General features: G+C 70.1%; 21 protein-coding genes and 1 pseudogene. 11 read left to right on the top strand and 11 right to left on the bottom strand.

Annotated elements, in window-relative coordinates:
- Window positions 1–23: 23 nt before the first annotated feature.
- Window positions 24–1289, bottom strand: coding sequence for a hypothetical protein (locus ID574_RS03330; protein ID WP_188187252.1), 1266 nt, complete (start codon window positions 1287–1289; stop codon window positions 24–26).
- 188 nt (window positions 1290–1477) lie between these two features.
- A complete protein-coding gene (locus ID574_RS03325; protein ID WP_223166321.1) occupies window positions 1478–2041 on the bottom strand; it encodes a TetR/AcrR family transcriptional regulator in 564 nt (187 codons plus the stop codon).
- 128 nt (window positions 2042–2169) lie between these two features.
- On the opposite strand from ID574_RS03325, the gene ID574_RS03320 reads away from it, so the two are divergent.
- Window positions 2170–2901, top strand: a complete 732-nt coding sequence (locus ID574_RS03320; RefSeq protein WP_188187250.1) for an SDR family NAD(P)-dependent oxidoreductase — start codon at window positions 2170–2172, stop codon at window positions 2899–2901.
- A gap of 6 nt (window positions 2902–2907) precedes the next feature.
- Here the strand turns inward: ID574_RS03320 and ID574_RS03315 are convergent, their stop codons facing one another.
- Window positions 2908–4287 carry an LCP family protein gene (locus tag ID574_RS03315; protein WP_223166320.1) on the bottom strand — a complete coding sequence of 460 codons (1380 nt, stop codon included), beginning with the start codon at window positions 4285–4287 and terminating at the stop codon, window positions 2908–2910.
- A gap of 329 nt (window positions 4288–4616) precedes the next feature.
- On the opposite strand from ID574_RS03315, the gene ID574_RS03310 reads away from it, so the two are divergent.
- From ID574_RS03310 to ID574_RS03295, 4 genes are all read left to right on the top strand, one after another.
- Complete coding sequence (locus ID574_RS03310) at window positions 4617–5354, top strand: hypothetical protein (RefSeq protein ID WP_188187249.1); 738 nt, start codon at window positions 4617–4619, stop codon at window positions 5352–5354.
- A 147-nt stretch (window positions 5355–5501) separates the two neighbouring features.
- Entirely contained in the window at window positions 5502–6665 is a 1164-nt protein-coding gene (locus tag ID574_RS03305) for a thiolase family protein (protein WP_223166500.1), read from the top strand.
- Complete coding sequence (locus ID574_RS03300; protein ID WP_188187247.1) at window positions 6662–8749, top strand: 3-hydroxyacyl-CoA dehydrogenase NAD-binding domain-containing protein; 2088 nt, start codon at window positions 6662–6664, stop codon at window positions 8747–8749. The genes ID574_RS03305 and ID574_RS03300 overlap by 4 nt, the downstream gene beginning before the upstream one ends.
- 88 nt (window positions 8750–8837) lie before the next feature.
- Window positions 8838–9218 carry an SSI family serine proteinase inhibitor gene (locus ID574_RS03295; RefSeq protein WP_188187246.1) on the top strand — a complete coding sequence of 127 codons (381 nt, stop codon included), beginning with the start codon at window positions 8838–8840 and terminating at the stop codon, window positions 9216–9218.
- Window positions 9219–9249: 31 nt separating this feature from the next.
- Here ID574_RS03295 and ID574_RS03290 read toward each other — a convergent pair whose 3' ends face one another.
- Window positions 9250–10725 (bottom strand): amino acid permease, encoded by a 1476-nt coding sequence (locus ID574_RS03290; RefSeq protein WP_270094297.1) that lies wholly within the window; start codon window positions 10723–10725, stop codon window positions 9250–9252.
- Window positions 10726–10827: 102 nt separating this feature from the next.
- On the opposite strand from ID574_RS03290, the gene ID574_RS03285 reads away from it, so the two are divergent.
- Complete coding sequence (locus ID574_RS03285) at window positions 10828–11448, top strand: DedA family protein (protein WP_188187245.1); 621 nt, start codon at window positions 10828–10830, stop codon at window positions 11446–11448.
- Here the strand turns inward: ID574_RS03285 and dxs are convergent.
- A complete protein-coding gene (gene dxs, locus ID574_RS03280; RefSeq protein WP_188188254.1) occupies window positions 11411–13291 on the bottom strand; it encodes a 1-deoxy-D-xylulose-5-phosphate synthase in 1881 nt (626 codons plus the stop codon). The two genes, ID574_RS03285 and dxs, sit on opposite strands and share 38 nt — an antisense overlap.
- A gap of 132 nt (window positions 13292–13423) precedes the next feature.
- On the opposite strand from dxs, the gene ID574_RS03275 reads away from it, so the two are divergent.
- The 3 genes from ID574_RS03275 to ID574_RS03265 are packed head-to-tail and all read left to right on the top strand — an operon-like array spanning window position 13424 to window position 15974.
- On the top strand, window positions 13424–14308 hold the full coding sequence (locus ID574_RS03275) for a neutral zinc metallopeptidase (RefSeq protein ID WP_188187244.1): 885 nt from the start codon (window positions 13424–13426) through the stop codon (window positions 14306–14308).
- A gap of 56 nt (window positions 14309–14364) precedes the next feature.
- Window positions 14365–15177: a neutral zinc metallopeptidase gene (locus ID574_RS03270; RefSeq protein ID WP_188187243.1), complete on the top strand. Its 813-nt coding sequence runs from the start codon at window positions 14365–14367 to the stop codon at window positions 15175–15177.
- A gap of 47 nt (window positions 15178–15224) precedes the next feature.
- Window positions 15225–15974, top strand: a complete 750-nt coding sequence (locus tag ID574_RS03265) for a neutral zinc metallopeptidase (RefSeq protein WP_188187242.1) — start codon at window positions 15225–15227, stop codon at window positions 15972–15974.
- Between the two features lie 193 nt (window positions 15975–16167).
- On the opposite strand, the gene ID574_RS03260 is transcribed toward ID574_RS03265, so the two are convergent.
- The 4 genes from ID574_RS03260 to ID574_RS03245 all read right to left on the bottom strand — a co-directional run bounded on the left by ID574_RS03260 (window position 16168) and on the right by ID574_RS03245 (window position 20607).
- Window positions 16168–17373 (bottom strand): ROK family transcriptional regulator, encoded by a 1206-nt coding sequence (locus ID574_RS03260; RefSeq protein WP_188187241.1) that lies wholly within the window; start codon window positions 17371–17373, stop codon window positions 16168–16170.
- A 35-nt stretch (window positions 17374–17408) separates the two neighbouring features.
- On the bottom strand, window positions 17409–18674 hold the full coding sequence (locus ID574_RS03255) for a sugar ABC transporter permease (protein ID WP_188187240.1): 1266 nt from the start codon (window positions 18672–18674) through the stop codon (window positions 17409–17411).
- The gene (locus ID574_RS03250) at window positions 18671–19435 is read right to left on the bottom strand and encodes an ATP-binding cassette domain-containing protein (RefSeq protein WP_188187239.1); all 765 of its coding nucleotides are present in this window, start codon (window positions 19433–19435) and stop codon (window positions 18671–18673) included. The genes ID574_RS03255 and ID574_RS03250 overlap by 4 nt, the downstream gene beginning before the upstream one ends.
- A gap of 62 nt (window positions 19436–19497) precedes the next feature.
- Window positions 19498–20607, bottom strand: a complete 1110-nt coding sequence (locus ID574_RS03245) for a sugar ABC transporter substrate-binding protein (protein WP_188187238.1) — start codon at window positions 20605–20607, stop codon at window positions 19498–19500.
- 395 nt (window positions 20608–21002) lie between these two features.
- On the opposite strand from ID574_RS03245, the gene ID574_RS03240 reads away from it, so the two are divergent.
- Both ID574_RS03240 and ID574_RS03235 read left to right on the top strand, forming a co-directional pair.
- Entirely contained in the window at window positions 21003–21488 is a 486-nt protein-coding gene (locus ID574_RS03240; protein WP_223166319.1) for a citrate/2-methylcitrate synthase, read from the top strand.
- A gap of 76 nt (window positions 21489–21564) precedes the next feature.
- Window positions 21565–21906, top strand: a complete 342-nt coding sequence (locus ID574_RS03235; RefSeq protein WP_188187237.1) for a hypothetical protein — start codon at window positions 21565–21567, stop codon at window positions 21904–21906.
- A 132-nt stretch (window positions 21907–22038) separates the two neighbouring features.
- On the opposite strand, the gene ID574_RS59425 is transcribed toward ID574_RS03235, so the two are convergent.
- Window positions 22039–22251: a hypothetical protein gene (locus tag ID574_RS59425; RefSeq protein WP_223166318.1), complete on the bottom strand. Its 213-nt coding sequence runs from the start codon at window positions 22249–22251 to the stop codon at window positions 22039–22041.
- Window positions 22224–22940: pseudogene (locus ID574_RS03230) on the bottom strand (glycosyl hydrolase 53 family protein); the annotation flags it as partial. The gene ID574_RS59425 and the pseudogene ID574_RS03230, both read right to left, overlap by 28 nt.
- Window positions 22941–23053: the final 113 nt, after the last annotated feature.

Here is a 23053-nt window from a genome sequence, read left to right as displayed (position 1 = left end):
GGACGTCTCGGGCCCGGAACGGCTCACCAGGGGAAGAGGATGTCCAGCAGTCCCTTCCGCTCCTCCTGCGTCGGCGTCGGGGCGGGCGCCTGCGTCGTGGGCGCCGGCGCCTGGCTCGAGGGCTGGCTGGTCGGCTGGGGGTTGGGCTGCCTGGTCTGCGGCTTGGTCTCCGGCTCGTCGAGCTGCGGGTCGGTGTCCCGGGTCTCGGGCTGCCTGGTGGGCCTGTCGCTCGCCCGCGAGGTCGGCTCGCCGGCGCGCGTGCGCGTGGGACGCGCGGAAGGCTCGCGCGTCGGGCGCCGCGGCCGATCAGTCGTCGGGTTCTGGTTTGCGGGCTCGGACTCGGCCGGCTCCTGGGTGTCCGTATCCGCGGGCTCGGGGGTGGGTTCGTCCTCGGTCGGCGTGTCCTCGGGGGCCGCCGACTCGGAGGGCGAGGTCACCTCGCCGGCACTGGCGCACCGGCCGCCCGAGCACGGGTCGTCGGAGGAGGTGCCGGTGAGCAGGAACCCGGCCCCCACGCCGATCACCACCACCGCGGCGGCCGCCACCAGCAGCTTCCTGGTACGGCGGCGCACCTCGCGGTCGCCGCCCCGGGAGCCGCCGGACCGCTCGTCCTGCGTGTCGTCGGTCCAGCCCGAACCGAGGAAGCCGCGCTTGGGCCGCTCCTCCTCGCGCTCCTCGTACGCGGAGTCATAGCCCTGGTCGAGCGGGAGGTAAGGGTTGTCGTCCTCCACGCGGTGCGGGCCGCTGTGCTCGTCCATCGCCTCGTGCGCCGCGCCCGCCCGGTCGTGCGGCCTGTCGGGGTCGCCCAGCACGTCATGAGGTCCGCTGTGGCCGCCGAACCCGTCGTCATAAACGCTGGTGGTGCCGAGCACGTCGTCATAACTGTTGCCGGTGCCGCGCACGTCGTCATAACTGCTGCCGGGGCCGCGCACGTCGTCATAACCGCCGGCGCTTCCGAGCACGTCGTCATAGCCGCCGGCGGGGCCGCGCACGTCGTCGTAACCGCCGGCGGGGCCGAGCTCGTGGGCCCCTCCATGGCCGCTCAGCAGGTCATGGGAGGCCGCCGGGGCGTCGTCGAGCACGTCACGCAGGCCGCCGTCCCCCAGCGGTATCGGCTCGCCCTTGTCGGCCGGAAGGATGTAGGTCTCGTTGCCGGCAACCTGGATGGCGGGTTGCTCGTCGGTGTCGTCGGTGCTCCACCGCGGGGACAGCACGTCGCCCGTCAGCTCCGGGTTTAACGACCTACCCTGCCCATCCTCGTATGGCCTGTCGTTCTCGTCGCGCGCCACGATGGAACCTCTCTAGTGCGAATTCGGACCGCGCCCCTTCCTAGCAGACCCGACCACCCCTTGTCCGGAAATTTCACACGTTTCCCTAAAATCACCCTCCGTAACACCCGCCGCTCCACCGCTTGAGCGACGCTCCAAACCCACCCTCCACGCCGCCGCCCTCACAACGATGGGCGCCTGGACCGCTCCTACGTGGTCATGCCGTCGAGGAGGGCGGCGAGGGCGAGCTTCACCCTCTCGACCTCCACCCCGCACTCCCGGATCCGGTGAGCCAGCAGCGGAGCGGCCAGGGGTGCCAGGAGGGCGTCGGCCAGGCAATAGGCGTCGGCGTCCGGGCGCAGCTGCGCGATCAGCATCGACAGGTGGCCGTGGTAGGCGTCGTACGCGCCGCCGAACCTGGCGAACGGCCCCGCCGTCTCCGCCATGAGCAGCAGGTCGAGCTGGCCGACCGTCCGGTCCGTGAGCGCGTCCAGGAACGCGCGCGCCCTGGCGGCGGGATCCGCGCCGGGCCCCAGCGGCGGCGGCCCCTCGATGAACGCCGACTGGAACTCGCGCTCCCGCCGGTCGATCAGCGCGTACGCCAGCCCGGAACGATCGCCGAAGCGCCGGTAGAGCGTGCCCACGCCCACCCCGGCAGCGGCGGCGACCTCCGCCATCGACAGCCCTCGCACCCCCTGCGCGGCCACGATCGCCTCGGCCGCGGCGAGGATCTTCGCCCGGTTGCGGGCCGCGTCGGTGCGCTCGCGTCTCACGATCTCCACCCTCGCGCCATCGCGGGCCCCTCTCTCACGATCTCCATCTTGGCACCCGTTGCATCCGGAATCGGTTCCGCTTAGAGTGTTTAGCGGAACGCATTCCGGATCGGCGGAGGAGGGTCCGCATGACACGCAAGGTCGCCCTGGTCACGGGCGGGAGCAGGGGCATCGGCGCGGCCGTCGCTCGACGGCTGGCGGGCGACGGGTTCGACGTGGCGATCACGTACCGGAGCGCGGGCGACCGGGCCGCGGCCGTGGTCAAGGAGGTCGAGGCGGCCGGAGGGCGGGCGCTCGGCGTGCGGGCCGAGGCGGCCGACGCCGAGGCCCTGGTCGAGGCGGTGGAGCGGACGGTGCGCGAGCTGGGGCGGCTCGACGTGCTGGTGAGCAACGCCGGCATCGCCCCCTACGGGGCGCTGGAGGAGGTGACGCTCGACGAGGTGGACCGGCTGCTGGCCGTGCACGCCCGCGCGTCGTTCGTGCTGGCGCAGGCGGCGGCACGGCACATGGAGCGGGGCGGCAGGATCGTGCTCATCGGCAGCAGCCTGGCCGAGCGGGTGCCGTATCCGGGCTGGACGGCGTACGCGATGAGCAAGTCCGCGTTGATCGGCCTCGTCAAGGGCCTGGCCAGGGATCTCGGGCCGCGCGGCATCACCGCGAACCTGGTCAACCCGGGCTCCACGGACACCGACATGAACCCGGCCGACGCGCCGGAGGCGGACGAGGAGCGGCGCTACACGGCGCTCGGCACGTACTGCTCACCCGACGACGTCGCCGCCGCCGTCGCCCACCTGACCGGGGAGGGCGGCCGCCACGTCACGGGCGCTTCCATCCCCGTCGACGCGGGAGTCACGGCCTGAGCCGGGTCACTTGCAGGGATTGGTGGTGCTGTCGATGACCTTGTCCTTGAGCGAGTCCGGGATCGCCGACAGGACACGGACACCGGGCCAGTCCTTCCCGATGACGAGCTGGACGATCGGGCCGTCGGGCAGCTTGTCCACCTTGGACTCGTACGGCTGGCTGTTGACCGGCTTGACCTTGCCCGCCACCGGGGTCCGCTTGTCCTTCGACAGCCGGGCGGCCACCGCGTCGGCGTAGGCCGGGCCGTCCTGGGCGTCCTTCTTCGCGTAGCGGATCGCGGTGGTCTCGGTCGCGGGGGCGTTGCCGACCTCGATGACGGCGAAGCCCTGGGCGGCCAGTTCGTCGGCCACCTGGGTGGCCTTGCCGTCCTCGCCGGAGCCGTTGAGCACCTGGACGCGCACCTGCCCGTGCTCGATCTTCGGCGCGGCGGACTTGCCGGGGCTGGGGGCGGCGGTGGGCTCGCTGTCGTTGCGCACGGCCTCGAAGAAGTTCTTCGCGGCCGGCTGGGCGAACTGCACCCGGTCCTTGTTCTGCGGGTACGTCTCGATCGGCACCGTGATGCCCTTGAGCTCCTTGGCCGTCAGCCCCCGGAGGCTGTTGGCGATCTCCAGCATCCGGTCGAGGCTCAGCCCGCTGTCCACGGTGACCGCGGCGGCGGCCGAGCGCAGGAAGGCGTTCAGCTTGCCGGGGTCGGTGAGCAGGCCGCCGTCGGTGACCTTCTTCATCACCTGCGTGAGGAACACCTGCTGGCGCTGGATCCGGCTCAGGTCGCTGCCGTCGCCCAGCGCATACCGCGTGCGGACGTACCCCAGCGCCTGCTCGCCGTTGACCACGTGCTTGCCCGCGGGGAGCACCAGCTTGGCCTTGGGGTCGTTGACCGCCTTGGGCAGGCAGATCTCGATGCCTTCGAGGGCGTCGATGATGTTCTTGAAGCCGGTGAAGTCGACCTTCACGAAGTGGTTGATCTTGATGTTGGTGAGCGACTCCAGGGTCTGGATCGTGCAGTTGATGCCGCCGCTGTTGAAGGCGGAGTTGATCTCGCGGATCCCGCCCGGCAGCACGGTGCCGTTGCGGCCCCGGCACTGCGGGATCATGACCATGGAGTCGCGGGGGAAGCTGATCACGGTGGCCTTGTCCCGGTTCGGGGAGATGTGCAGCAGCATGATCGTGTCGGTGCGCTCCCCCAGCCCCTGCGACTTCGCGCCGTACTTCTTGTTGTCGCCCTCGCGGGAGTCGGAGCCGACCAGCAGCACGTTGAGCGCCCCGGTCTCCGGCGGCCGGGTCGTGTCGACCTCGATCTCCTCGCGGTCGATGCCGCTCTCGATGCTGCGGTAGTACGCGTACGCGCCGAGGGTGACGGCCACCAGCACGAGCGTCAACGCCATGCTCACCCAGCCCAGGGGCGTCAGCGGGTTCTTCCGCGGCCGCGGGCCGAGGTTCCTCGAGCGGCGTGGCGGCATCGGAGCGACACGAGGGTCACGAACCGCATGAGCAGGTCGCTCTCTCACGTTGTCCCCCCTTGCGCCATGATCGCGAAGCATAACCACGAACCAGAATTCGTGATGACATATCAAAAGTTCTTACGTTCGCCCCCACTCGCTAGTTCGCCTATCTACGGCCCTGCCGACTATGACTTTCCGGCCACTCATCCGTCACCTCGGAACTCCATCCGAAGCAGGCGAATCCCGGCGCGACTACAACGAGTGACGCCATCATGACGTTCATGCTGCTGACCGAGATGGCACCCCCTCCGGGCGCCGAGGATCTGGCCGGCCTGCGCACCAGGGCCAAGGCCGCCCGGCGCAGAGCGCTCGTCGCCCTCGTCGCCACCCTCGCGCTGCTGAGCACCGCCCAACTGCTCGCCGACCGGGCCGTCACCCGGGAGCAGACGCTCCCGCTCGCCGTGCTGTCCGTGACGGTCTTCGCCGCCGCCCTGCCCACGCTGGCGATCACCCAGTACGTGTGGGGCGCCCGCGCCCGCCTCGTCCGCCGGCGGGAACGCGAGCTCTACGCCGTCGCCAGGTCAGGAAGGGCGCGCCCGCTGAGCCGGATGGGGATCGCGGCGGGCTGGGCCGTGACGCTGCTGCTCGGCTGCACGGCGCCGCACTTCTTCCACGGGGTGGCCCACTCCGGCCTCGCCGGCGTCCTGAGCCGGGCCGCCGAGGCGATCGCGCTGGCCGGTCTCGCCGCAGGCGTGTGCTTCCTCGTTTGGTGGGCACGGGACCTGATGGGGATGCTGGCGCGTGACCGGTGCCCGGGAGGATCTCCTGGCGATCCGTGGGATCCCGGCCTCGGCACGCGTCGGCGAGCGGGCGCGGCGCTCTGGACCGGCGCGGCCGTAGCTGTCGCCGCCCTGGTCGGAGCCCGCGCCCATCTCTGGGAGCCCACCACGGGCATGATTTACGGCCTGTTGACCGCCGCCCTCGTCTGCGGGGTAGTTACCGACGAGTAGCATAACCCTGGACCCATCAACGAGAAACCTGCTCGTTGGCCTGCCGCCCACCTGTCACGCGCGGTCGAGACCGTAGCGGCAGTCCACTTAGCAGGTTTCTTATTGCCACCAACGAGGAGCGAATCCGTGCCTTCCTCTCGTGACGTCGTGTTCGTGGACGGCGTGCGCACGCCTTTCGGCAAGTCAGGGCCGAAGGGACTGTACGCGGAGACCCGCGCCGACGACCTGGTCGTCCGCGTCATCCGCGAGCTCATCAGGCGTAATCCCAACCTGCCCCCCGAGCGCGTGGACGAGGTCGCCATCGCCGCGACCACGCAGATCGGCGACCAGGGCCTGACCATCGGCCGGGCGGCGGCTGTGCTGGCCGGGCTGCCCAAGACGGTGCCCGGTTACGCGATCGACCGCATGTGCGCGGGCGCGATGACCGCCGTCACCACGGTCGCGGGCGGCATCGCGTTCGGCGCGTACGACGTGGCCATCGCGGGCGGCGTCGAGCACATGGGCCGCCACCCCATGGGCGAGGGCGTCGACCCGAACCCGCGCTTCCTGTCGGAGAAGCTCGTCGACCCGAGCGCGCTGGTCATGGGCATGACGGCGGAGAACCTGCACGACCGCTACCCGGGCATCACCAAGGAGCGCGCGGACGCGTACGCGGTGCTGTCGCAGGAGAAGGCGGCCAAGGCGTACGCCGACGGCAAGATCCAGCCTGACCTGGTGCCGACCGCGATCAGGACCGCGGAGAAGGGCTGGGGGCTGGCCGTCGAGGACGAGGCCCCGCGGCCGGGCACCACGATGGAGGGGCTGGGCGGGCTCAAGACGCCGTTCCGGCCGCACGGCAAGGTGACCGCGGGCAACTCCTCCGGGATCAACGACGGCGCGACCGGCTGCATCGTGGCCGCCGCGGACGTCGCCGGGGAGCTCGGGCTGACGCCGAAGATGCGGCTGGTGTCGTACGCGTTCGCGGGCGTCGACCCCGAGGTCATGGGCGTGGGGCCGATCCCGTCCACGGAGCGGGCGCTCCGGCTGGCGAATCTCGATATTTCGGATATCGGGCTGTTCGAGATCAACGAGGCGTTCGCCGTGCAGGTGCTGGCGTTCCTCGACCACTTCGGGATCGCCGACGACGACCCGCGCGTGAACCCGTACGGCGGCGCGATCGCCTACGGCCACCCGCTCGCCTCCTCCGGCGTGCGGCTGATGACGCAGCTCGCGCGGCAGTTCGGCGAGCGTCCCGACGTGCGTTACGGCATCACCACGATGTGCGTCGGCATGGGCATGGGCGGCACTGTGATCTGGGAGAACCTGGCGTGAACAACATCGACACCTGGCGGGCGCTGCTCAGCGAGCGCAACTCTGACGAGGTCGTCACCAAGGCGCTGGTGCGCGACGTCCAGCTTCCCTACGGCGCGGGCACGATGGCGCTGATCACGCTGGACAACGGCTTCGACCACACCAAGCCGAACACGTTCGGCCCGCACGGCCTGTTCGCGCTCAACGGGGCGCTGTCGGAGATCGCCGAGCGCTCCGACCTGGCCGCCGTCGGCGTGACGGGCAAGCCGTTCATCTTCGCCGTCGGCGCCGACCTCAAGGGCGCCGCGGCGCTGCGCACGCGCGAGGAGGCGCTGGCCATCGGCGCGCTCGGCCACCACGTGTTCCGCCGGCTGGGCGAGCTGCCGATCCCGTCGTTCGCGTTCGTCAACGGCGCGGCCATGGGCGGCGGCCTGGAGGTGGCGCTGCACTGCACGTACCGGACGATCTCCTCCGGCGTGCCCGCGGTGGCGCTGCCGGAGTGCTTCCTCGGCCTGGTGCCGGGCTGGGGCGGCACGCAGTTGCTGCCGCGGCTCATCGGCCCGGCGAACGCGGTCAAGCTGATCATAGAGAACCCGCTGTCGCAGAACCGCATGATCAAGGGCAAGGACGCGTTCGAGCTGGGCGTCGCGGACGTGATGTTCGAGCCGGCCGACTTCCTGGAGGAGTCGCTGCGCTGGGCCGCCCGCGTGCTCAAGGCCGAGGTGAGCGTCGAGCGGGCCGCTCACGACGGCTGGGAGAAGGCCGTCGCCGACGGGCGCTTCCTGGCCGACATGAAGCTGCGCGGCGCCTCCCCCGCCCCCTACCGGGCGCTCGACCTGATCGCCATGGCCGAGACCGCCACCCGCGACGAGGGCTTCGCCGCCGAGGACGAGGCTCTCGCCGACCTGCTGATGGGCGACGAGCTGCGGGCCGGGCTCTACTCCTTCGACCTGGTGCAGCGCCGGGCCAAGCGGCCCGCGGGCGCGCCGGACGCGTCGCTGGCGCGCAAGGTGACCAAGGTCGGCATCGTGGGCGCCGGGCTCATGGCCTCGCAGATGGCGCTGCTGTTCGCGCGCCGCCTGGAGGTGCCGGTCGTCATGACCGACCTCGACCAGGCCAGGCTCGACAAGGGCGTGGAGTACGTCCGCGCCGAGGTCGGCAAACTCCTCGACAAGGGTCGCATCACCGGCGACCAGGCCAACAGGCTCAAGGCGCTGGTGACCGGCTCGCTGACCAAGGACGCCTTCGCCGACGCCGACTTCGTGATCGAGGCCGTGTTCGAGGACATGGCGGTCAAGAAGCAGGTGTTCGCCGAGGTGGAGGCGGTGGTCTCGGCCGGGTGCACGCTTGCCACGAACACCTCCTCGCTGTCCCTGACCGAGATGGGCGCCGACCTGAGGCACCCGGAGCGGCTGGTCGGGTTCCACTTCTTCAACCCGGTCGCCGTCATGCCGCTGCTGGAGATCATCAAGGGCGCCGCGACCGACGACGCCACGCTGGCCACGGCCTTCGCGGTCGGCAAGTCGCTGAAGAAGTCGTCGGTGCTGGTCAAGGACGCCCCGGCGTTCGTGGTGAACCGGCTGCTGACCTGCTTCATGGGCGAGGTCGTCGCCGCCGTGGACGAGGGAACGCCGCTGGAGGTGGCCGAGCACGCGCTCGACGGGCTCGGGCTGCCGATGACCCCGTTCGCGCTGCTGCAGCTCGTCGGCCCGGCGGTCGGCCTGCACGTGGCCGAGACGCTGCACGCGGCCTTCCCCGACCGCTTCGGCGTCTCGGAGAACATGGCCAAGCTGGTCGCCGCGGGCAAGCCGGGCGTCTACCGGCCGGACTTCACGCTCGACCCGGAGGCGGTGGCGATCTTCTCGGGCGGCTCCTCCCCGTCCACCGCCGAGCAGGTGCGCGAGCGCGTGCTGAAGGCGCTGGCCAAGGAGATCCGCATCATGCTCGACGAGGGCGTGGTCGCGGCGGCTCAGGACATCGACCTGTGCATGATCCTCGGCGCCGGCTGGCCGTTCCATCTGGGCGGCATCACGCCTTATCTCGACAGGACCGGCATCGCCCAGCCCCGGTTCCTTCCTCCGGGTGTGGCCTCGCTCCCCGCGTGATTCTTTACGGGGGCCCGACCCGGGCCCCCGTAAATCATGACCTCCGCCGTCGTAGCGTTTGGTGCCGCACGACGAACGGAGAGTAACCATGATGCGAACGATCGGCACGATCGCGCTGTGCGCGGCGTTCCTGGCGTGCTCGGCCCCGGCGCAGGCGGCGCGTCCTCCCAAGGCCACCCTGAAGATCATCATCGGGGTGAAGGATCAGCCGGCGAGGGGGGCCACGCTGCACTGCAACCCCGACGGCGGCAACCACCCGAACCCACGCGCGGCCTGCGACCTGCTGCGCAAGATCGACGGCGACTTCAACAAGATCCACGTGCCGCCGAACACGAAGTGCGGCCAGCAGGTCAAGCCGTACGTGGCGGTCATCACCGGCCAGTGGCACGGCAAGAAGGTGCAGTGGGACATGGGCTACCGCAACGGCTGCGCGATGAAGGCCGCGGCCGGGCCGCTCCTCACCTCCTGAGCGCACGAGGGGTGGGCGCGCAGCCCACCCCTCAGCGGCGGGTGGCCTTCGGGTGGGGCACCGCGGTCCTGCTGTGCCTGTAGCCGTAGAGGAAGTAGAAGGCCACGCCGACGACCATCCAGATGAGGAACCGCAGCCAGGTCTCCACCGGCAGGTTCAGCATGAGGTAGAGGCAGGCCAGCACGGACAGGATCGGCAGTACGGGCACGAACGGGGCGCGGAAGGCGCGCGGCAGCTCCGGCCGGGTGCGCCTGAGCACCATCACGCCGATCGAGACCACCACGAACGCGAACAGCGTGCCGATGTTCACCAGCTCGGCCAGCTCACCGAACGACACGAACCCGGCCAGCGCCATCGTCACCAGGCCGATGATCAGAGTGAGCCGGGCCGGTGTGCCGAAACGCGGGTGGACCTGCGCCAGCCCGCGCGGCATCAGCCCGTCGCGGGACATCGCGAACAGCACCCGGGTCTGGCCCAGCAGCAGCACGAGGACCACGGTGGTCAGGCCGGCGATCGCGCCGACGCTGATGATCGTGGCCAGCCACGGATGCCCGACCGAGACGAACGCGTCCGACAGCGGCGCCGCCGTGCTCAGCTGGCTGTATTTCTGCATGCCGACGACGACCATGGAGACGGCGACGTACAGGAACGTGCAGATGGCCAGCGAGCCCAGGATGCCGCGGGGCACGTCCCGCTGCGGGTGGACGGTCTCCTCGGCGGCGGTGGCCACGATGTCGAAGCCGATGAAGGCGAAGAACACGATCGCCGCGGCCGAGAAGATGCCGATCACGCCGAAGGCGACCGGCGTGATGCCGAACAGCACCTGGATCAGCGGCGCGTTCAGCCCGCCCACGCGGGGGGTGGCCTCGGGCGCGGGGATGAACGGCGTGTAGTTGGCGGCCCGGATGAAGAACAGCCCCGCGATGATGACCAGCAGCACCACCGCGACCTTGGTGACCACCAGGACGAGGTTGACGCGGGAGGAGAGCTTGATGCCGGCGATCAGGATCGCGGTGAGGATGGCGATGATGAGGACGGCTGGGACGTTGACGACGGGGTCGTCGCCGGCGATCGAAGCCGGCAGGGGGATGCCGATGGAGGCGAGCATCGAGGCGAAGTAGCCGGACCAGCCGACCGCCACCACGGCCGCGGCCAGCGCCAGCTCCAGCAGCAGGTCCCAGCCGATGACCCAGGCGGGGAACTCGCCCAGGGTGGCGAAGGAGAAGGTGTACGCCGACCCGGCGACGGGGATCGTGGAGGCGAACTCGGCGTAGCACAGGGCCGCGAGCCCGCAGACGATGCCGGCGACGACGAACGACAGGGCCACCGCCGGGCCGGCCACCTCCTTCGCGACCTGTCCGGTGAGCACGAAGATCCCGGTGCCGATGATCACGCCGATGCCGAAGACCGTGAGGTCCATGGCGTTCAGGCGTTTGCGGAGCTGGTGCTCGGGGTCCTCCGTGTCGCGGATCGACTGCTCGACGGTCTTCGTCCGAAAGATGTCCACGGCCAGTGATCCTTCCCATACCCTCGGCGATCATGCCTGTTTTCTGGGCGGTTTCGAGACCTCCCCTATGGTTTTCCGGGATCCGGGTAGCACGCTGTAATCATGTTCAATGGTCTGCTCGATACCTTGGCGCGGCAAGACCTCGGCGTGGTGCTGGCGCTCCTGCTGGTGTTCCTGACGCTGGACGCCTCGGTCGGGATCGGCCTGGTCACGCCGGGCGACAGCCTGCTGCTCGTGGCGGGCGCCACCGCGGACAGCCCCGCTGAGGTGCTGGCGCTGATCGGCGCGGGCATGCTGGCGTGCTTCGCCGGCGCGTCGGGCGGCTATTTCCTCGGCCGGCACTACGGCGACCGGCTGCGGCACAGCAGGCTGGGGCGGCGCGTCGGGGAGGCCCGCTGGGCGCGGGCGGAGCGGTTGTTCGAGCGCAGGAGCTGGGCGCTGGCGCTGGCTTATTTCCTGCCGTTCCTGCACGCGCTGACGCCCGCCGTGGCGGGCACGGTCGGGATGCCCTACCGCACGTTCATGCCGTGGGCGATGGCCGGCAGCACGGCGTGGGTGAGCGCGTACGTGACGCTCGGCGCGGTCGCGGGCGGGGTGGCGCGCCAGCGCGCCGAGCTGCTGCTGCCGGTCGCGACCGCGGCGGTGATCCTGGTGATCGGGATCTCCGCCGCGGTCCGCAGGATCGTCAACGGCGGGCAGGCTCCGCGTGGGAGGTCCGCTTAGCGACCGCCTCGGTGATCTGACGGGCGAGGTCTTGACCGGTGAGGCCGACCCGGCCGAGGATCGCGGCCCGCTTGGCGTGGTCGAGGAACTCCTGCGGGATGCCGTAGGTGCGCACGGGCACGTCGACGTCGGCGTCGCGCAGCAGGCGGGCCACGGCGTCGCCCACGCCGCCGACGCGGCCGTTGTCCTCCACGACGGCCACCAGCTTGTGCGCGCTCGCGGCCAGCGTGAGCGCCTCGTCCAGCGGCTTGACCCAGCGCGGGTCGACCACCGTGGCCGCGATGCCCTGGGCGTCGAGCAGGACCGCGGCGTCGAGGCAGGCCTGGGCCATCGGCCCCACGCCGACGAGCAGCACGTCGGGCTCGCCCTCAGGGGCGCGCAGCAGATCCATCTCGCCGAGCTTGCCGACCGGCTCGACGGACTCGGCGACCGGGCCCTTGGGGAAGCGCACCACGGTGGGGCCGTCGGTGACCTCGACGGCCTCGCGCAGCAGCTCGGTCAGCCGGTCGCCGTCGCGCGGCACCGCGATCCTGAGCCCTGGCACGACCTGGAGGATCGACAGGTCCCACATGCCGTTGTGGCTGGCGCCGTCGTCGCCCGTGACGCCCGCCCGGTCGAGCACGACGGTGACCGGCAGCCGGTGCAGGGCGACGTCCATGAGGAGCTGGTCGAAGGCCCGGTTGAGGAAGGTGGCGTAGACGGCCACGACCGGGTGCAGGCCGCCGAGCGCCAGGCCGGCGGCGCTGGTCAGCGCGTGCTGCTCGGCGATGCCGACGTCGTAGATGCGGTCGGGGAAGGCGTCGGCGAACGCGTTGAGCCCCGTCGGGTGCAGCATGGCCGCGGTGATCGCGACCAGGTCGTCGCGCTCTTTGCCGAGCCGGACGAGCTCTTCGCTGAACACGTTGGTCCAGATGCGGCCCTTGGGCTTCTCGGCGCCGGTGGCCCGGTCGAAGGCCCCGGGCGAGTGGAACTGGTCTTCGTCGTGGTTTTCCGCCGGGGTGTAGCCGCGGCCCTTCTGGGTGAGCGCGTGGACGATGACGGGGCCGCGGAAGTCGCGGGCCTTGCGCAGGGCGGCCTCCATGGCCTGCTCGTCGTGGCCGTCGATGGGGCCGACGTATTTCAGCCCGAGGTCCTCGAACATGACCTGCGGCGCCAGCACGTCCTTGACGCCCTTCTTGAAGCCGTGGAGCGCGTCGTAGACGACCGGAACGTTGCCGAGTTTGTCCTTGACGTAGTCGAGGAAGTCCTCGTACCGCCGGTTGACGCGCAGTGAGGACAGGTGGGAGGCGAGCCCGCCGATCGTCGGCGAGTAGGAGCGGCCGTTGTCGTTGACCACGATGACGACCGGCAGGTCCTTGGCGGCGGCGATGTTGTTGAGCGCCTCCCAGGCCATGCCGCCGGTCAGGGCGCCGTCGCCGATCACCGCGACGACCGTGCGGTCGCGCTCGCCGCGCAGCTTGAAGGCCTTGGCCAGGCCGTCGGCGTAGGACAGGGCGGTCGAGGCGTGGGAGTTCTCCACGAAGTCGTGCTCGGACTCGGCCTGGCTCGGGTAGCCGGACAGGCCGCCCTCCTGCTTGAGCGCCACGAAGCCGGAGGCCCGGCCGGTGAGGACTTTATGCACGTAGGCCTGGTGTCCGGTGTCCCAGACGATGGGGTCGCGCGGGGAGTCGAAGACGCGGTGGAGGGCGATGGTGAGCTCCACCACCCCCAGGTTGGGGCCCAGGTGACCGCCGAACTTCGCGCACGAGTCGACGAGCAGATCACGGATCTCCCCCGCGAGGCCCGGCAGCTCCTCGACAGCGAGCCGTTTGACGTCGTGCGGTCCCTTGACCGAGCCCAGCAACCCGCTCACGGATCCGACTCCCCTCTGCTCTTGTACGCCGACTCCCCGAGTCTAGTTCGCGGACGCCCCACTGACTTCATCGAGTCAAATCCACCCACATATGTCCGATCTTGACCTACTCTTTCGATACCTATGAACTCCGTCCCCCTAAGCAAGGTCGCGGCGCTCGTGGCCGCCCTGCTGGCCCTCGCCCTGGCAGCGGCCGGTCTGGTGCTCGTTCTCGCCGACGTCGCCACGACTTCGACGGAGTCGCTCAACGAGGGCCAGCAGATCGCCTCCCCGCCGGTCAGGGCCGCCGACAAGAAGAAGGCGACCGTGCCGGGGAAGGCGCTGGCCACGGCCAACCCGCTCTACAGGACCGGCAGGCTGGCCGACGTGAACTGCTCGCCGGGCGAGCTGCCGGCCGGCAGCATGACCGCGTACCGGCGCTTCCTGACCCGCGTGACCGCGTGCCTGAACAGGGCCTGGGGACGGCAGTTCCGCAAGGCCGGGATGCCCTTCACCAAGCCGCGGCTGCGCATCATCACCGGCAAGGTGAAGACGCCCTGCGGCGCGTGGAACGCCGGGGCGGACGGCGTCTACTGCTCCACCGACCGCACGATGTACCTGATGATCAGCCGAGACCAGCTGCGCAACCCGTTCCCGCTGGGCATCACGCGGCTGATCGCCCACGAGTACGGCCACCACATCCAGCAGATCTCCGGCATCTGGAACTACTACTGGGTGGCCAGGGCGGGCGCGAACAAGTCCCAGCGGCTCCTGCTGTCCCGCAAGTCCGAGTTACAGGCCGAGTGCTTCTCGTCGATCTTCATGAGCACGATGCGCGACACGCCGCTCGTCACGGACGCGGACTGGGCGTACACGGTGGACTGGTTCAGGAAGAACGGCGCCAAGGGCTGGCCGCAGAACGACCACGGCAAGGGGCCGACGCAGGCGGCGTGGATGACGCGCGGCTTCAACAGGGGCACTCCGGGCTCCTGCAACACCTGGGCCGCGGCGTCCCGGAATGTTAACTGACGCCACAGTTTAATCTTTCTTTACCTGGAACCCCCTCTTTACTAGGGTGCCTTCCCATGCGTATCCCCCGATTGGCGCTCATGGCGGGCGCCCTGGCGAGCGTGCTGTTCGCCGGCACGGCTCATGCGGCCACCGTCTCGGCTCCGGCGTACAAGCCGGCTCTGGCCAAGAGCCCGATCTACAAGACGGGCAAGCTGGACCTCGGGACCTGCGACGATCCCGAGGTCACGACCGGGACCCTGGAAGAGGTCAAGGGCTACCTGGACACCGTGCTCGACTGCCTCAACGCCGCGTGGGAGCCCAAGATCAAGAAGGCGGGCTTCGCCTTCAGCAAGCCCTCGCTCCAGGTGATCACCAAGCCCGGCGCGCCGACGGGCTGCGGCGCCTACCCGGCGGAGGCGCAGGCGCTGTACTGCTCGCTGAACAAGAAGATCACCTTCCTGCTCTCCGCCAACCTGGTGGACGAGCAGTCGGACCTCATGCTGCTGGCGGTGCTCGCCCACGAGTACGGCCACCACATCCAGCAGCAAACGGGCATGTTCAAGGCTCTGAACAGCTACAGCGGCATGAGCCAGGCCCGCCAGCTCGACGTCCTGCGCCGCTTCGAGCTGCAGGCCGAGTGCCTGGCGGGGGCGTTCGTCGGCAACGTCTGGCACTCGCTCAACCGGCGCCAGACCGAGTGGGACTACATCGTCAAGAACGGCGGCAGCGGCTTCGACCTGTCGGTCATCGGCGTGAAGGTGGAGAGCTGGGGGGAGATGACCCACGGCAAGGCCGCCAATGTGGCGCGCTGGCTCAAACGCGGCTTCGCGGCCGAGTCCGCGGGCGGCTGCAACACCTGGACGGCCCCCAAGTCGCACGTGTCGTAGCGCTCAACCACTACCGATCCCGACAATCTGCTCTATGATCCGCGATCGTGCGCACTCTTCTCGTGGCGGCGGCCACGTGCATGGTCGCGGGTCTTCTCTTACCGGGACCCGCCTGGGCCGTGCCGGGCACCGCGCAGCCCGGGCTGTCGGACGTGATGGGCGGTGACCAGCCGCGGCTGACCTGCGCGATCCCCCCGATCCGGCTGGGGGCAACGGCCTCGCTCAGGTCCTTCCACCGGGCGATGGCCAGGTGCGCCGACCGTTTCTGGTCCGGCAGGTTCGCGGCCGCCGGGTTGCCGTACAGCCCGCCCGAGGTGACGATCACCACCGGTACGGACTCCGTCTGCGGCAAGATCACCAGTAGTGGCGCCCACTACTGCCCGGAGCAGCGCACCATCGTCGTCCGCATCACCAAGCAGGAGCTGCGGGACCCGTTCCGGATGAACATCGCGCACTCCATCGCCCACGAGTGGGGGCACCACGTGCAGGAGCTCACCGGGGTGCTGAACGCGCAGAGCGCCCTCTACTGGCCGGCATCCGACAAGGCGCGCACCCTGCTCAGCCACCGGCTGGAGATGCAGGCCGAGTGCTTCGCGGGCGTCTTCTACAGCGCCACGCTGGAGTCGATCAAACCGGGGATCGCGTGGGAGGAGTGGATCGAAGCGGTGCGGCAGGCGGAGGAGAGCGAGATCCACGGCAAACCCAAGAACCTGGCGTTCTGGCAGGACCGCGGCTACCGCGGCGGCGCGACGGGCTTCTGCAACACGTGGACGGCGAACAAGGCCAAGGTCGCCTGACACCGTCCCCGTCGGCCGGTCACCGGTCGGCGCGCCCGCCCCTCGGCTCGACACGGCACCTGGCCGTCGCACGCGACCACATACGCATGACGCACGTGCCGCGGCGCCGGGTCGTCGACCGCATCGGCGGGGCCGGGGGCGTGAAGGGCTGGAGCAGGGGACGAGGGCGGTGCCGGGGAGCTCCTGGCCGTGGTCAGCCGTTGGCGCGGGCCAGGACCTCGAGGGGGTCGGCGAGGACGTGGGCGAAGGCGAGTTCGGCGGCGCCGACCAGCGTGGCGGCGTCCCCGAGCGCCGACGTGCGCAACCGCAGGCGCTCCCGCTGCGGCGCCATGGCGTGCAGGGCCAACTGGGTGCGCACCTGCGCCGCCGACCCGAGGTAGACCTCCCGCAGCATCCCCCCGAAGATCACCATTTCCGGGTTGAAGATGTTCACCAGATTCGCCACGCCCAGCCCCAGCCAGTCGCCGACCCTCCTCAGCGCCTCCTGTGCGCCGCTGTCCCCCCGGTCGGCGGCCTCGACCACGGCCCGGACCGCGTCGCGCCCCTGCTGCCCGGCCCCGAACCGGCCGGCCGCCTCCAGCAGGGCGCGCTCCCCCACCTCCGCCTCCAGGCAGCCGTGCGAGCCGCATCCGCAGGCGCGCCCGCCCGGGTTGACGATCATGTGGCCGACCTCGCCCCCATAGCCGTCATGGCCGCCCAGCAGGTGCCCGCCGGCGATGATCCCGCCGCCGATGCCCACGTCGCCGTGCAGGTAGATGAGGTCCCTGACGGCGACGCCGACCCCACGGCTGTGCTCGGCGAGCGCGGCCAGGTTGGCGTCGTTGCCCACGCTGACCGGCAGCCCGAGGCCCAGCCTGCGGCCCAGCTCCTCGCCGAACGGCACCTCCTCGGCTTTCAGGTTGGGCCCGAAGGTGACCACGCCGTCGGCCTTGCGCACGCCGCCGGACACGGCCGCGGCCGCGCCCACGCAGACCGTGTCGTCCCTGGTCTTGCGGCGCATCTGGCGGGCGAACCCGGCCAGCGCGCCGGTCAGCTCGTCCAGCTCGAAGGCCCCGCGTCTCCGCGCGGCCTCCCGGCGGTCGAGGATGACCCCGCCCAGTCCGACGCGGGCGACGGCGAGCCGGTCGGGGCCGACGTCGAAGGCGAACACGTAGACCCGCGCCGACTCCGGCCGCACCACGAGCGAGGGCCGGCCGGCCCGGCCGGTCTCGCGGGGCAGCTCCTCGCGTACCAGCCCGGCGGCGGTGAGGTCGGAGGTCAGCGCCATGATCGTGCTGCGATTGAGCCCCAACTTGGAGGTCAGCTCGGCACGCGAGATCGGCCCGCCGAGGTGGACATGGCGAAGCAGCGCGCCGAGGTTGTGGCGCCTGATGTCCTCCTGTGAGGGGCCGGCACGCATGGTCTGGAAATCCTTCGAGGGCTGCGAGTCGCTGATCACCTTAGACCAGTGGCAGCCGCCCGCTTGCGCGCCAGGGCGTCCACGCCTGCCGCCAGCAGCAGAACCGAGCCCGTGACCAGATACTTCACGCTGGCCCCGTACCCCATCAGGCCCATGCCGTTCTCGATCACGGCCACCACCGCGCCGCCGAGCACGGCGTCGAGCACCCGGCCCTTGCCGCCGAACAGGCTCGTGCCGCCGATGACCGCCGCGCCGACCGCGTAGAGCAGGACGGAGCTGCCGCCCGTGTTCGGGTCGACGGAGCTGGCCCGGGACGCGGCCACGATGCCGCCGACGGCGGCCATCGAGGAGCAGATCACGAACGCGCTGATCTTGATCCGGTCGACCGGGATGCCCGCGCGGCGGGCGGCCTCGGTGTTGCCGCCGACCGCGTAGAGGTGGCGGCCGAACGCCGTGCGGCGCAGGATCACCGTCCACATGACCAGCAGCACCAGGATGACGGGGACCACGATCGGCACGCCGGTCAGCGAGACCAGCGCGGGGTTGCGGCTGCGCTCCAGGTTGAGCACGAACACCGCGAGCCCGGCCAGGATCGCCAGCGTGCCGACGCGGAAGGCGATCAGCGACAGCGGGTCGGCCACCAGCCCGCGCTTGGTGCGCTTCCTGGCCCGCAGCAGTTGCACGGCCGCGAACGCCGCCACGCACACGGCGTAGAGCGCCCAGCCGAGCCACGGCGGCAGGTTGCGGTTGGCGATCGCGACGATCACCGAGTCCCTGATGGAGATGTTGGTGCCCTCGTCGACCAGCACCAGGACCAGGCCCTGGAAGGCGAGGAACGCGGCCAGCGTCACGACGAACGACGGGATGCCGACCTTGGCCACCAGTGTTCCGAGCACGGTGCCGATGACCACGCCGGTGAGGATGGCGGCCAGCACGCACACGTACCACGGCAATCCCAGGCTGGCGAGCGTGACGGCGAGCACCGCCGCGCACACGCCGCTGGCGAAGCCCGCCGACAGGTCGATCTCGCCGAGCAGCAGCACGAACACCAGGCCCATCGCGATGAGCGTGACGGCCGCGCCCTGGGTGAACAGGTTGGCGAAGTTGATCGAGGTGACGAAGGAGGGACGGGCGAGGGCGAAGACGACGCAGAGCACCACCAGGCCGAGCACGGCCGGCAACGCGCCCATGTCGCCGCCGCGCACCCGCTGGAGGTAGGCGCGGAAACTGTTGCCGATCGACGGGGCCTGCGTCGCGGCAACGATGGCCTCGCCGGGGAGTTGCTTGACGACCTTGCTCATGGGGTGACCCCGTTCTTGAGGCCGAGATCCCCGCTCCGGCCTGCAGTGATCAGTTCAACGACCTGCGCGTGCGTCACGTCGGCGGTCTTGACCTGGGCGGCCATCCTGCCGAGGTAGAGCGCCGCGATCCGGTCGGAGACGGCGAACACGTCGTTCATGTTGTGCGAGATGAGCACGACGGCCAGGCCGGTGTCGGCGAGCCGGCGGACCAGCTCGAGCACCTGGGCGGTCTGGGCGACGCCCAGCGCGGCGGTCGGCTCGTCGAGGATGACGACCTTGCTGTTCCACAGCACGGCCTTGGCGATGGCCACGGTCTGCCGCTGCCCGCCGGACAGGCTGGAGACCTGCTGCCTGATGGACTTCACCGTACGCACGGACAGGCTGCTGAGGGTCTTCTCGGCCAGCTCCTCCATGCTGTCCTCGTCGAGCAGGAGCCCGCTCCTGCGCTCCCTGCCGAGGAACATGTTCTGGACGATGTCGAGGTTGTCGCAAAGCGCCAGATCCTGGTAGACGATCTCGATCCCGAGCTCGCCCGCGTCGCGGGGGGTGTGGATCTGGACCGGGCGGCCGTCGAAGGAGATCGTGCCCGCGTCGATCGGGTAGATGCCGCCGATGCACTTGACCAGCGTGGACTTGCCCGCGCCGTTGTCGCCGACGAGCGCGGTGACCTCGCCGGCGTAGGCGGAGAACTCGACGTTGTGCAGGACTTTCACCGGGCCGAAGCTCTTGTCGATCCCGCGCACTTCAAGGAGGGGGGTCATGGGGTCTCCGCTCCACAGGGGGTACGGCCACGCGCTCGTGACGCGGGCCGTACCCCTCGGTTCTACTGGATTCCTGCCTCGGTGCACTTCTCGGCGAAGTCACCGGTGCACAGTTCCTCCTTGGTGACGTAACCGTCGGCCACCACGTCCTTGACGTTGTCGAAGTAGATGGCCTGGGGCTCCATCAGCTCGGACGGCACGTCCTGACCGGTCTCCGGGTCCTTGACGCTGGAGGTCGCCGTGGGCTTCTCGCCCTTGGCCAGCGCCACCGCCAGCTTGGCCGCGGCGTCGGCCTCCTTCTTGACCGCCTTGTAGACCGTCATGCACTGGTCGCCCGCGAGGATGTTCTGCAGGCCCTGGACGGTGGCGTCCTGGCCGGTGACCGGCACCTTGCCGTTGAGGTTGTTCTTCTTCAGCACGGTGATGGCGGCGTTGCCGAGGCCGTCGTTGGCGGCCAGCACCCCGGCGATCTTCGGCTGCTCGGTGAGCATCTGCTCGAACAGCGTCCCGGCCTGGGTGTTGTCCCAGTCGGGCACCGACTGCTCGGGGCCCTTGACGTATTCGCCGGAGTCGAACTTGGGCTTCAGCACGCCGTCGTAGCCGGCCTTGAACAGGGTGGCGTTGTTGTCCGTCGGCGAGCCGTTCAGGTAGGCCACGATCGGCTTCTCGGCCTTCTTGTCGGTCAGGCACTTGACCAGGCCCTCGCCCTGGAGTGTGCCGACCTTGGTGTTGTCGAAGCTGACGTAGTAGGCGGCGCCGCCGCCGAGCGTCAGCCGGTCGTAGTCGATCACGGCCACGCCCTGGGACTTGGCCTTGTCGATGACGGCCTTGCCGCTGCCGCTGTCCAGGTTCACGATCATGAGAACGGTGGCGCCGTTCGTCACCATCTGGTCGGCGATGGTCTGGAACGCCGTCTTGTCGTTCTGGGCGTTCTGGATGTCGTACTGGACGCCGGCGGCTTTGAAGGCCTCTTCGAGGTATTTGCGGTCCGCCGTCTCCCACCGGGCCGAGGACTTGCTGTCCGGCAGGATGACGCCGATCTTCCCGGCCTTGGCCGGAGCCGAGGCCGACGACGTCGACGTGGTGGTCTGACCGCTGTCGCCCCCGCAAGCGGTGAGACCGAGGGCGAGCGCGGCTGCCGCGGCGGTCAGGCTGAGGATCCCCTTGCGCATGGTGCAGGGTCCTTTCTTCCGGAGGGGCCCGGATGAATGTTGTTTGCGGCAACGTATTCCGGGACGGCCTGCTTTGGAAGAGGGTTGGAGCCGGGAGTTTGTTGTATCCGGTAACAATCCAGAAACGCCACATCAATCTCCCGGACTCCTGACCGTTTGACGTCGGGAACGATGGACGGCCTCTGGGGGATCTCTCGGTCTTGTCACAGTCCTCGAAGCATCGGCCGGCGACGCCTTCAAGAAGGGGCGGAGGTGGGCGGCACGGCCGAAGTGAGCACAATTCCAGCCCCGCAGGAGCTTGGCATCTAGTCACCTAACTCACTAGTACGTACATTAGGGAATCATGTCCCGCGTACGGCCCTCAACGGGCCCGATCTCGCACGATCACCTGCGGGGTGGGGCTCAACAATGCCGTCGCCACCGGCGTCGACCTGCTCGGCGACGTGCATGGCGGCGCGGGCGAGCAGTGCGTGGAACTGCTCGAGGAGGTCGTCCGGGACGGCGACGCGGCGGCCGTGGTGGCCCGGCGGCGGGCCCGTGACAGATACCTGCCCGGCTTCGGGCACCGCTTCCACACGCGCGACCCGCGCCGCGACCCGCTGCTCCGCCTGGTGACGGCCGCGACCGCGGAGGGCGTGGTGGCGGGCACGCACCTGCGTGCCGCGTTGGAGGTGGAAGAGCTGATCGCGCCGGTGCCGATGAACATCGACGGCGCGACCGCCGTGGTCTACGCGGAGCTGGGCTTTCCGCCTCCGCTGGCGCGCGGGCTCTTCGTGCTCAGCAGGAGCGTCGGGATCCTGGCCCACGCCTGGGAGGAGGCCGGTCAAGGACGGCGGAACAAGGGTCCGATCCCGCCGTCCATCCTGCCGACCTGGTTGTAGAGCGACGGCCGCAAGCGCCTGCTCCCCGCCAAGGGCTACCGCCGGCTCGTCTACAGCCGCACCGCGGGACCACGCCATGCCCGGCCTGGGCACCCCGCTCGGCCCCGGCCTGGACCCGCCGCTCAAGCTGGGACAGGACAACGGGTTGGCCGTCGACTACACCGAGGACGTCACCCAGCTGTCGGCCGCGAGCCGCTTGCTCCGGTACAACGCCGTGATGTTTTACGACCACGGCCCCAACCAGCCCGGCTCCGTCGTCACCGTCAACCGCCGCGGCGCCCACGTCGAGGTAGTCGACGTGGAGCCGTTGACGATCAGGTTCGCCGGCCGGGCGGTGCCGCTGGTGTGGCCGTTGGCGAACCGGACGCCCAGCGTCGCCGGGCCGGCCGCCGACGCGTTCACCGAGAACTGGGCGTAGGCCCTTCACCGCGGCGATGCCGTTGCAGAACCCGCTGCCGAGGGCAGGTCGCATCACTCGCTCCGAATGACTCAGCAACCGGTGTCGCGGTCCCCACGAAGGAGGGCACGGTGGCCTGCCGAGGCGGCACGGTCACACGTTGAGGAATCCGTCCATGGCGGCGGTCGGACGCCGGGTGCCGGGGTCCCAGGCCGAGCTTCCGTAGCTGGTGAACGGCGAGTAGCCCTCGGGCTCCCAGAAGAAGGTGCCCAGGCCGCCGAAGCCCTTCAGCCCGGTGATGAACGCCCTCGACGAGTCGCGCACCTGGGTGGGCTTGTTCAGCGGCCCGCCGTACTCGACCTGCATGACCGGTTGCCGTAGCCGGACTGGATGGTCCGCATGTTGGCGAGCACCGCGGGCACGTTGCCGCCCTGCGCGTACGAGGAGAGCCCGGTGATGTCCCACTGCCCGCCGTTGTCCCGGTAGGCGTTGAGGAAATTCTGGACGCTCGCCAGGTTCTGCGGCTGCGCCGCGTGCACCATCACCGGGGTGGCCGGGAAGACGTGCTTGGACATCTCGTACGCGGCCTTGAGCAGGCCGGTCATCTGGGCAGGCCTGCTGATGCTGCCGGCCGGTCTGCAGATGCCGGAGTTGGTCTCGTTGCCGATCTTCACCCAGGCCGGGGTCACGCCGTAGTACTTGATGACGTTGCAGGAGTGGTGGACGTAGTCGTACATGGCGCCGAGCATCTGGCTGTAGCTCATGCCGGCCCAGGCCGCCGGAGGGTTCTGCAGGCCGACCGAGTTCCAGGTGTCCCCGAAGTGGAAGCCGAGGAGCACCTGCAGGCCGGCGTTCTTGCACCGCACCGCCATCTGCGCGGTCTCCTCGATGCTGCAGTGCCCGTTGGCCGGATCGTCGGACGGGTTGACCCAGGTGCGCAGGCTGATCGCGGTGATGCCGTACCCCTTGAGGATGGCGAACAGGTCCTGCCGTTGCCCGGCGCTGTTGTTCCAGTAGTAGCCGTTCGCCTCCATCTGCGGCATCCAGCTGATGTCCGCACCCTTGACGAAGGTCGGATCCTTCCGTTTGCGCCCAAGTGGTTAAAGCGTTTACACGAGGGGATGGCAGCATGGCATAGGGACCACGTCAAGATCCGTGCTTGATCGAG

Source organism: Nonomuraea sp. SYSU D8015, assembly GCF_008065375.1.
Classification (GTDB): Bacteria; Actinomycetota; Actinomycetes; order Streptosporangiales; family Streptosporangiaceae; genus Nonomuraea.
Note: the sequence above shows the minus strand (reverse complement) of the source record. Positions and strands in the feature narration are given on the sequence as shown.

What these genes read in the sequence shown, in the direction of transcription:
- ID574_RS03320 (WP_188187250.1), top strand. Translation starts at nt 2,170, where the DNA reads ATGACACGCAAGGTCGCCCTGGTCACGGGCGGGAGCAGGGGCATCGGC.
- ID574_RS03315 (WP_223166320.1), bottom strand. Translation starts at nt 4,287, where the DNA reads ATGGCGTTGACGCTCGTGCTGGTGGCCGTCACCCTCGGCGCGTACGCG.
- ID574_RS03310 (WP_188187249.1), top strand. Translation starts at nt 4,617, where the DNA reads ATGACGTTCATGCTGCTGACCGAGATGGCACCCCCTCCGGGCGCCGAG.
- ID574_RS03295 (WP_188187246.1), top strand. Translation starts at nt 8,838, where the DNA reads ATGATGCGAACGATCGGCACGATCGCGCTGTGCGCGGCGTTCCTGGCG.
- ID574_RS03285 (WP_188187245.1), top strand. Translation starts at nt 10,828, where the DNA reads ATGTTCAATGGTCTGCTCGATACCTTGGCGCGGCAAGACCTCGGCGTG.
- ID574_RS03275 (WP_188187244.1), top strand. Translation starts at nt 13,424, where the DNA reads ATGAACTCCGTCCCCCTAAGCAAGGTCGCGGCGCTCGTGGCCGCCCTG.
- ID574_RS03270 (WP_188187243.1), top strand. Translation starts at nt 14,365, where the DNA reads ATGCGTATCCCCCGATTGGCGCTCATGGCGGGCGCCCTGGCGAGCGTG.
- ID574_RS03260 (WP_188187241.1), bottom strand. Translation starts at nt 17,373, where the DNA reads ATGCGTGCCGGCCCCTCACAGGAGGACATCAGGCGCCACAACCTCGGC.
- ID574_RS03255 (WP_188187240.1), bottom strand. Translation starts at nt 18,674, where the DNA reads ATGAGCAAGGTCGTCAAGCAACTCCCCGGCGAGGCCATCGTTGCCGCG.
- ID574_RS03250 (WP_188187239.1), bottom strand. Translation starts at nt 19,435, where the DNA reads ATGACCCCCCTCCTTGAAGTGCGCGGGATCGACAAGAGCTTCGGCCCG.
- ID574_RS03245 (WP_188187238.1), bottom strand. Translation starts at nt 20,607, where the DNA reads ATGCGCAAGGGGATCCTCAGCCTGACCGCCGCGGCAGCCGCGCTCGCC.
- ID574_RS03235 (WP_188187237.1), top strand. Translation starts at nt 21,565, where the DNA reads ATGCCCGGCCTGGGCACCCCGCTCGGCCCCGGCCTGGACCCGCCGCTC.
- ID574_RS59425 (WP_223166318.1), bottom strand. Translation starts at nt 22,251, where the DNA reads ATGCAGGTCGAGTACGGCGGGCCGCTGAACAAGCCCACCCAGGTGCGC.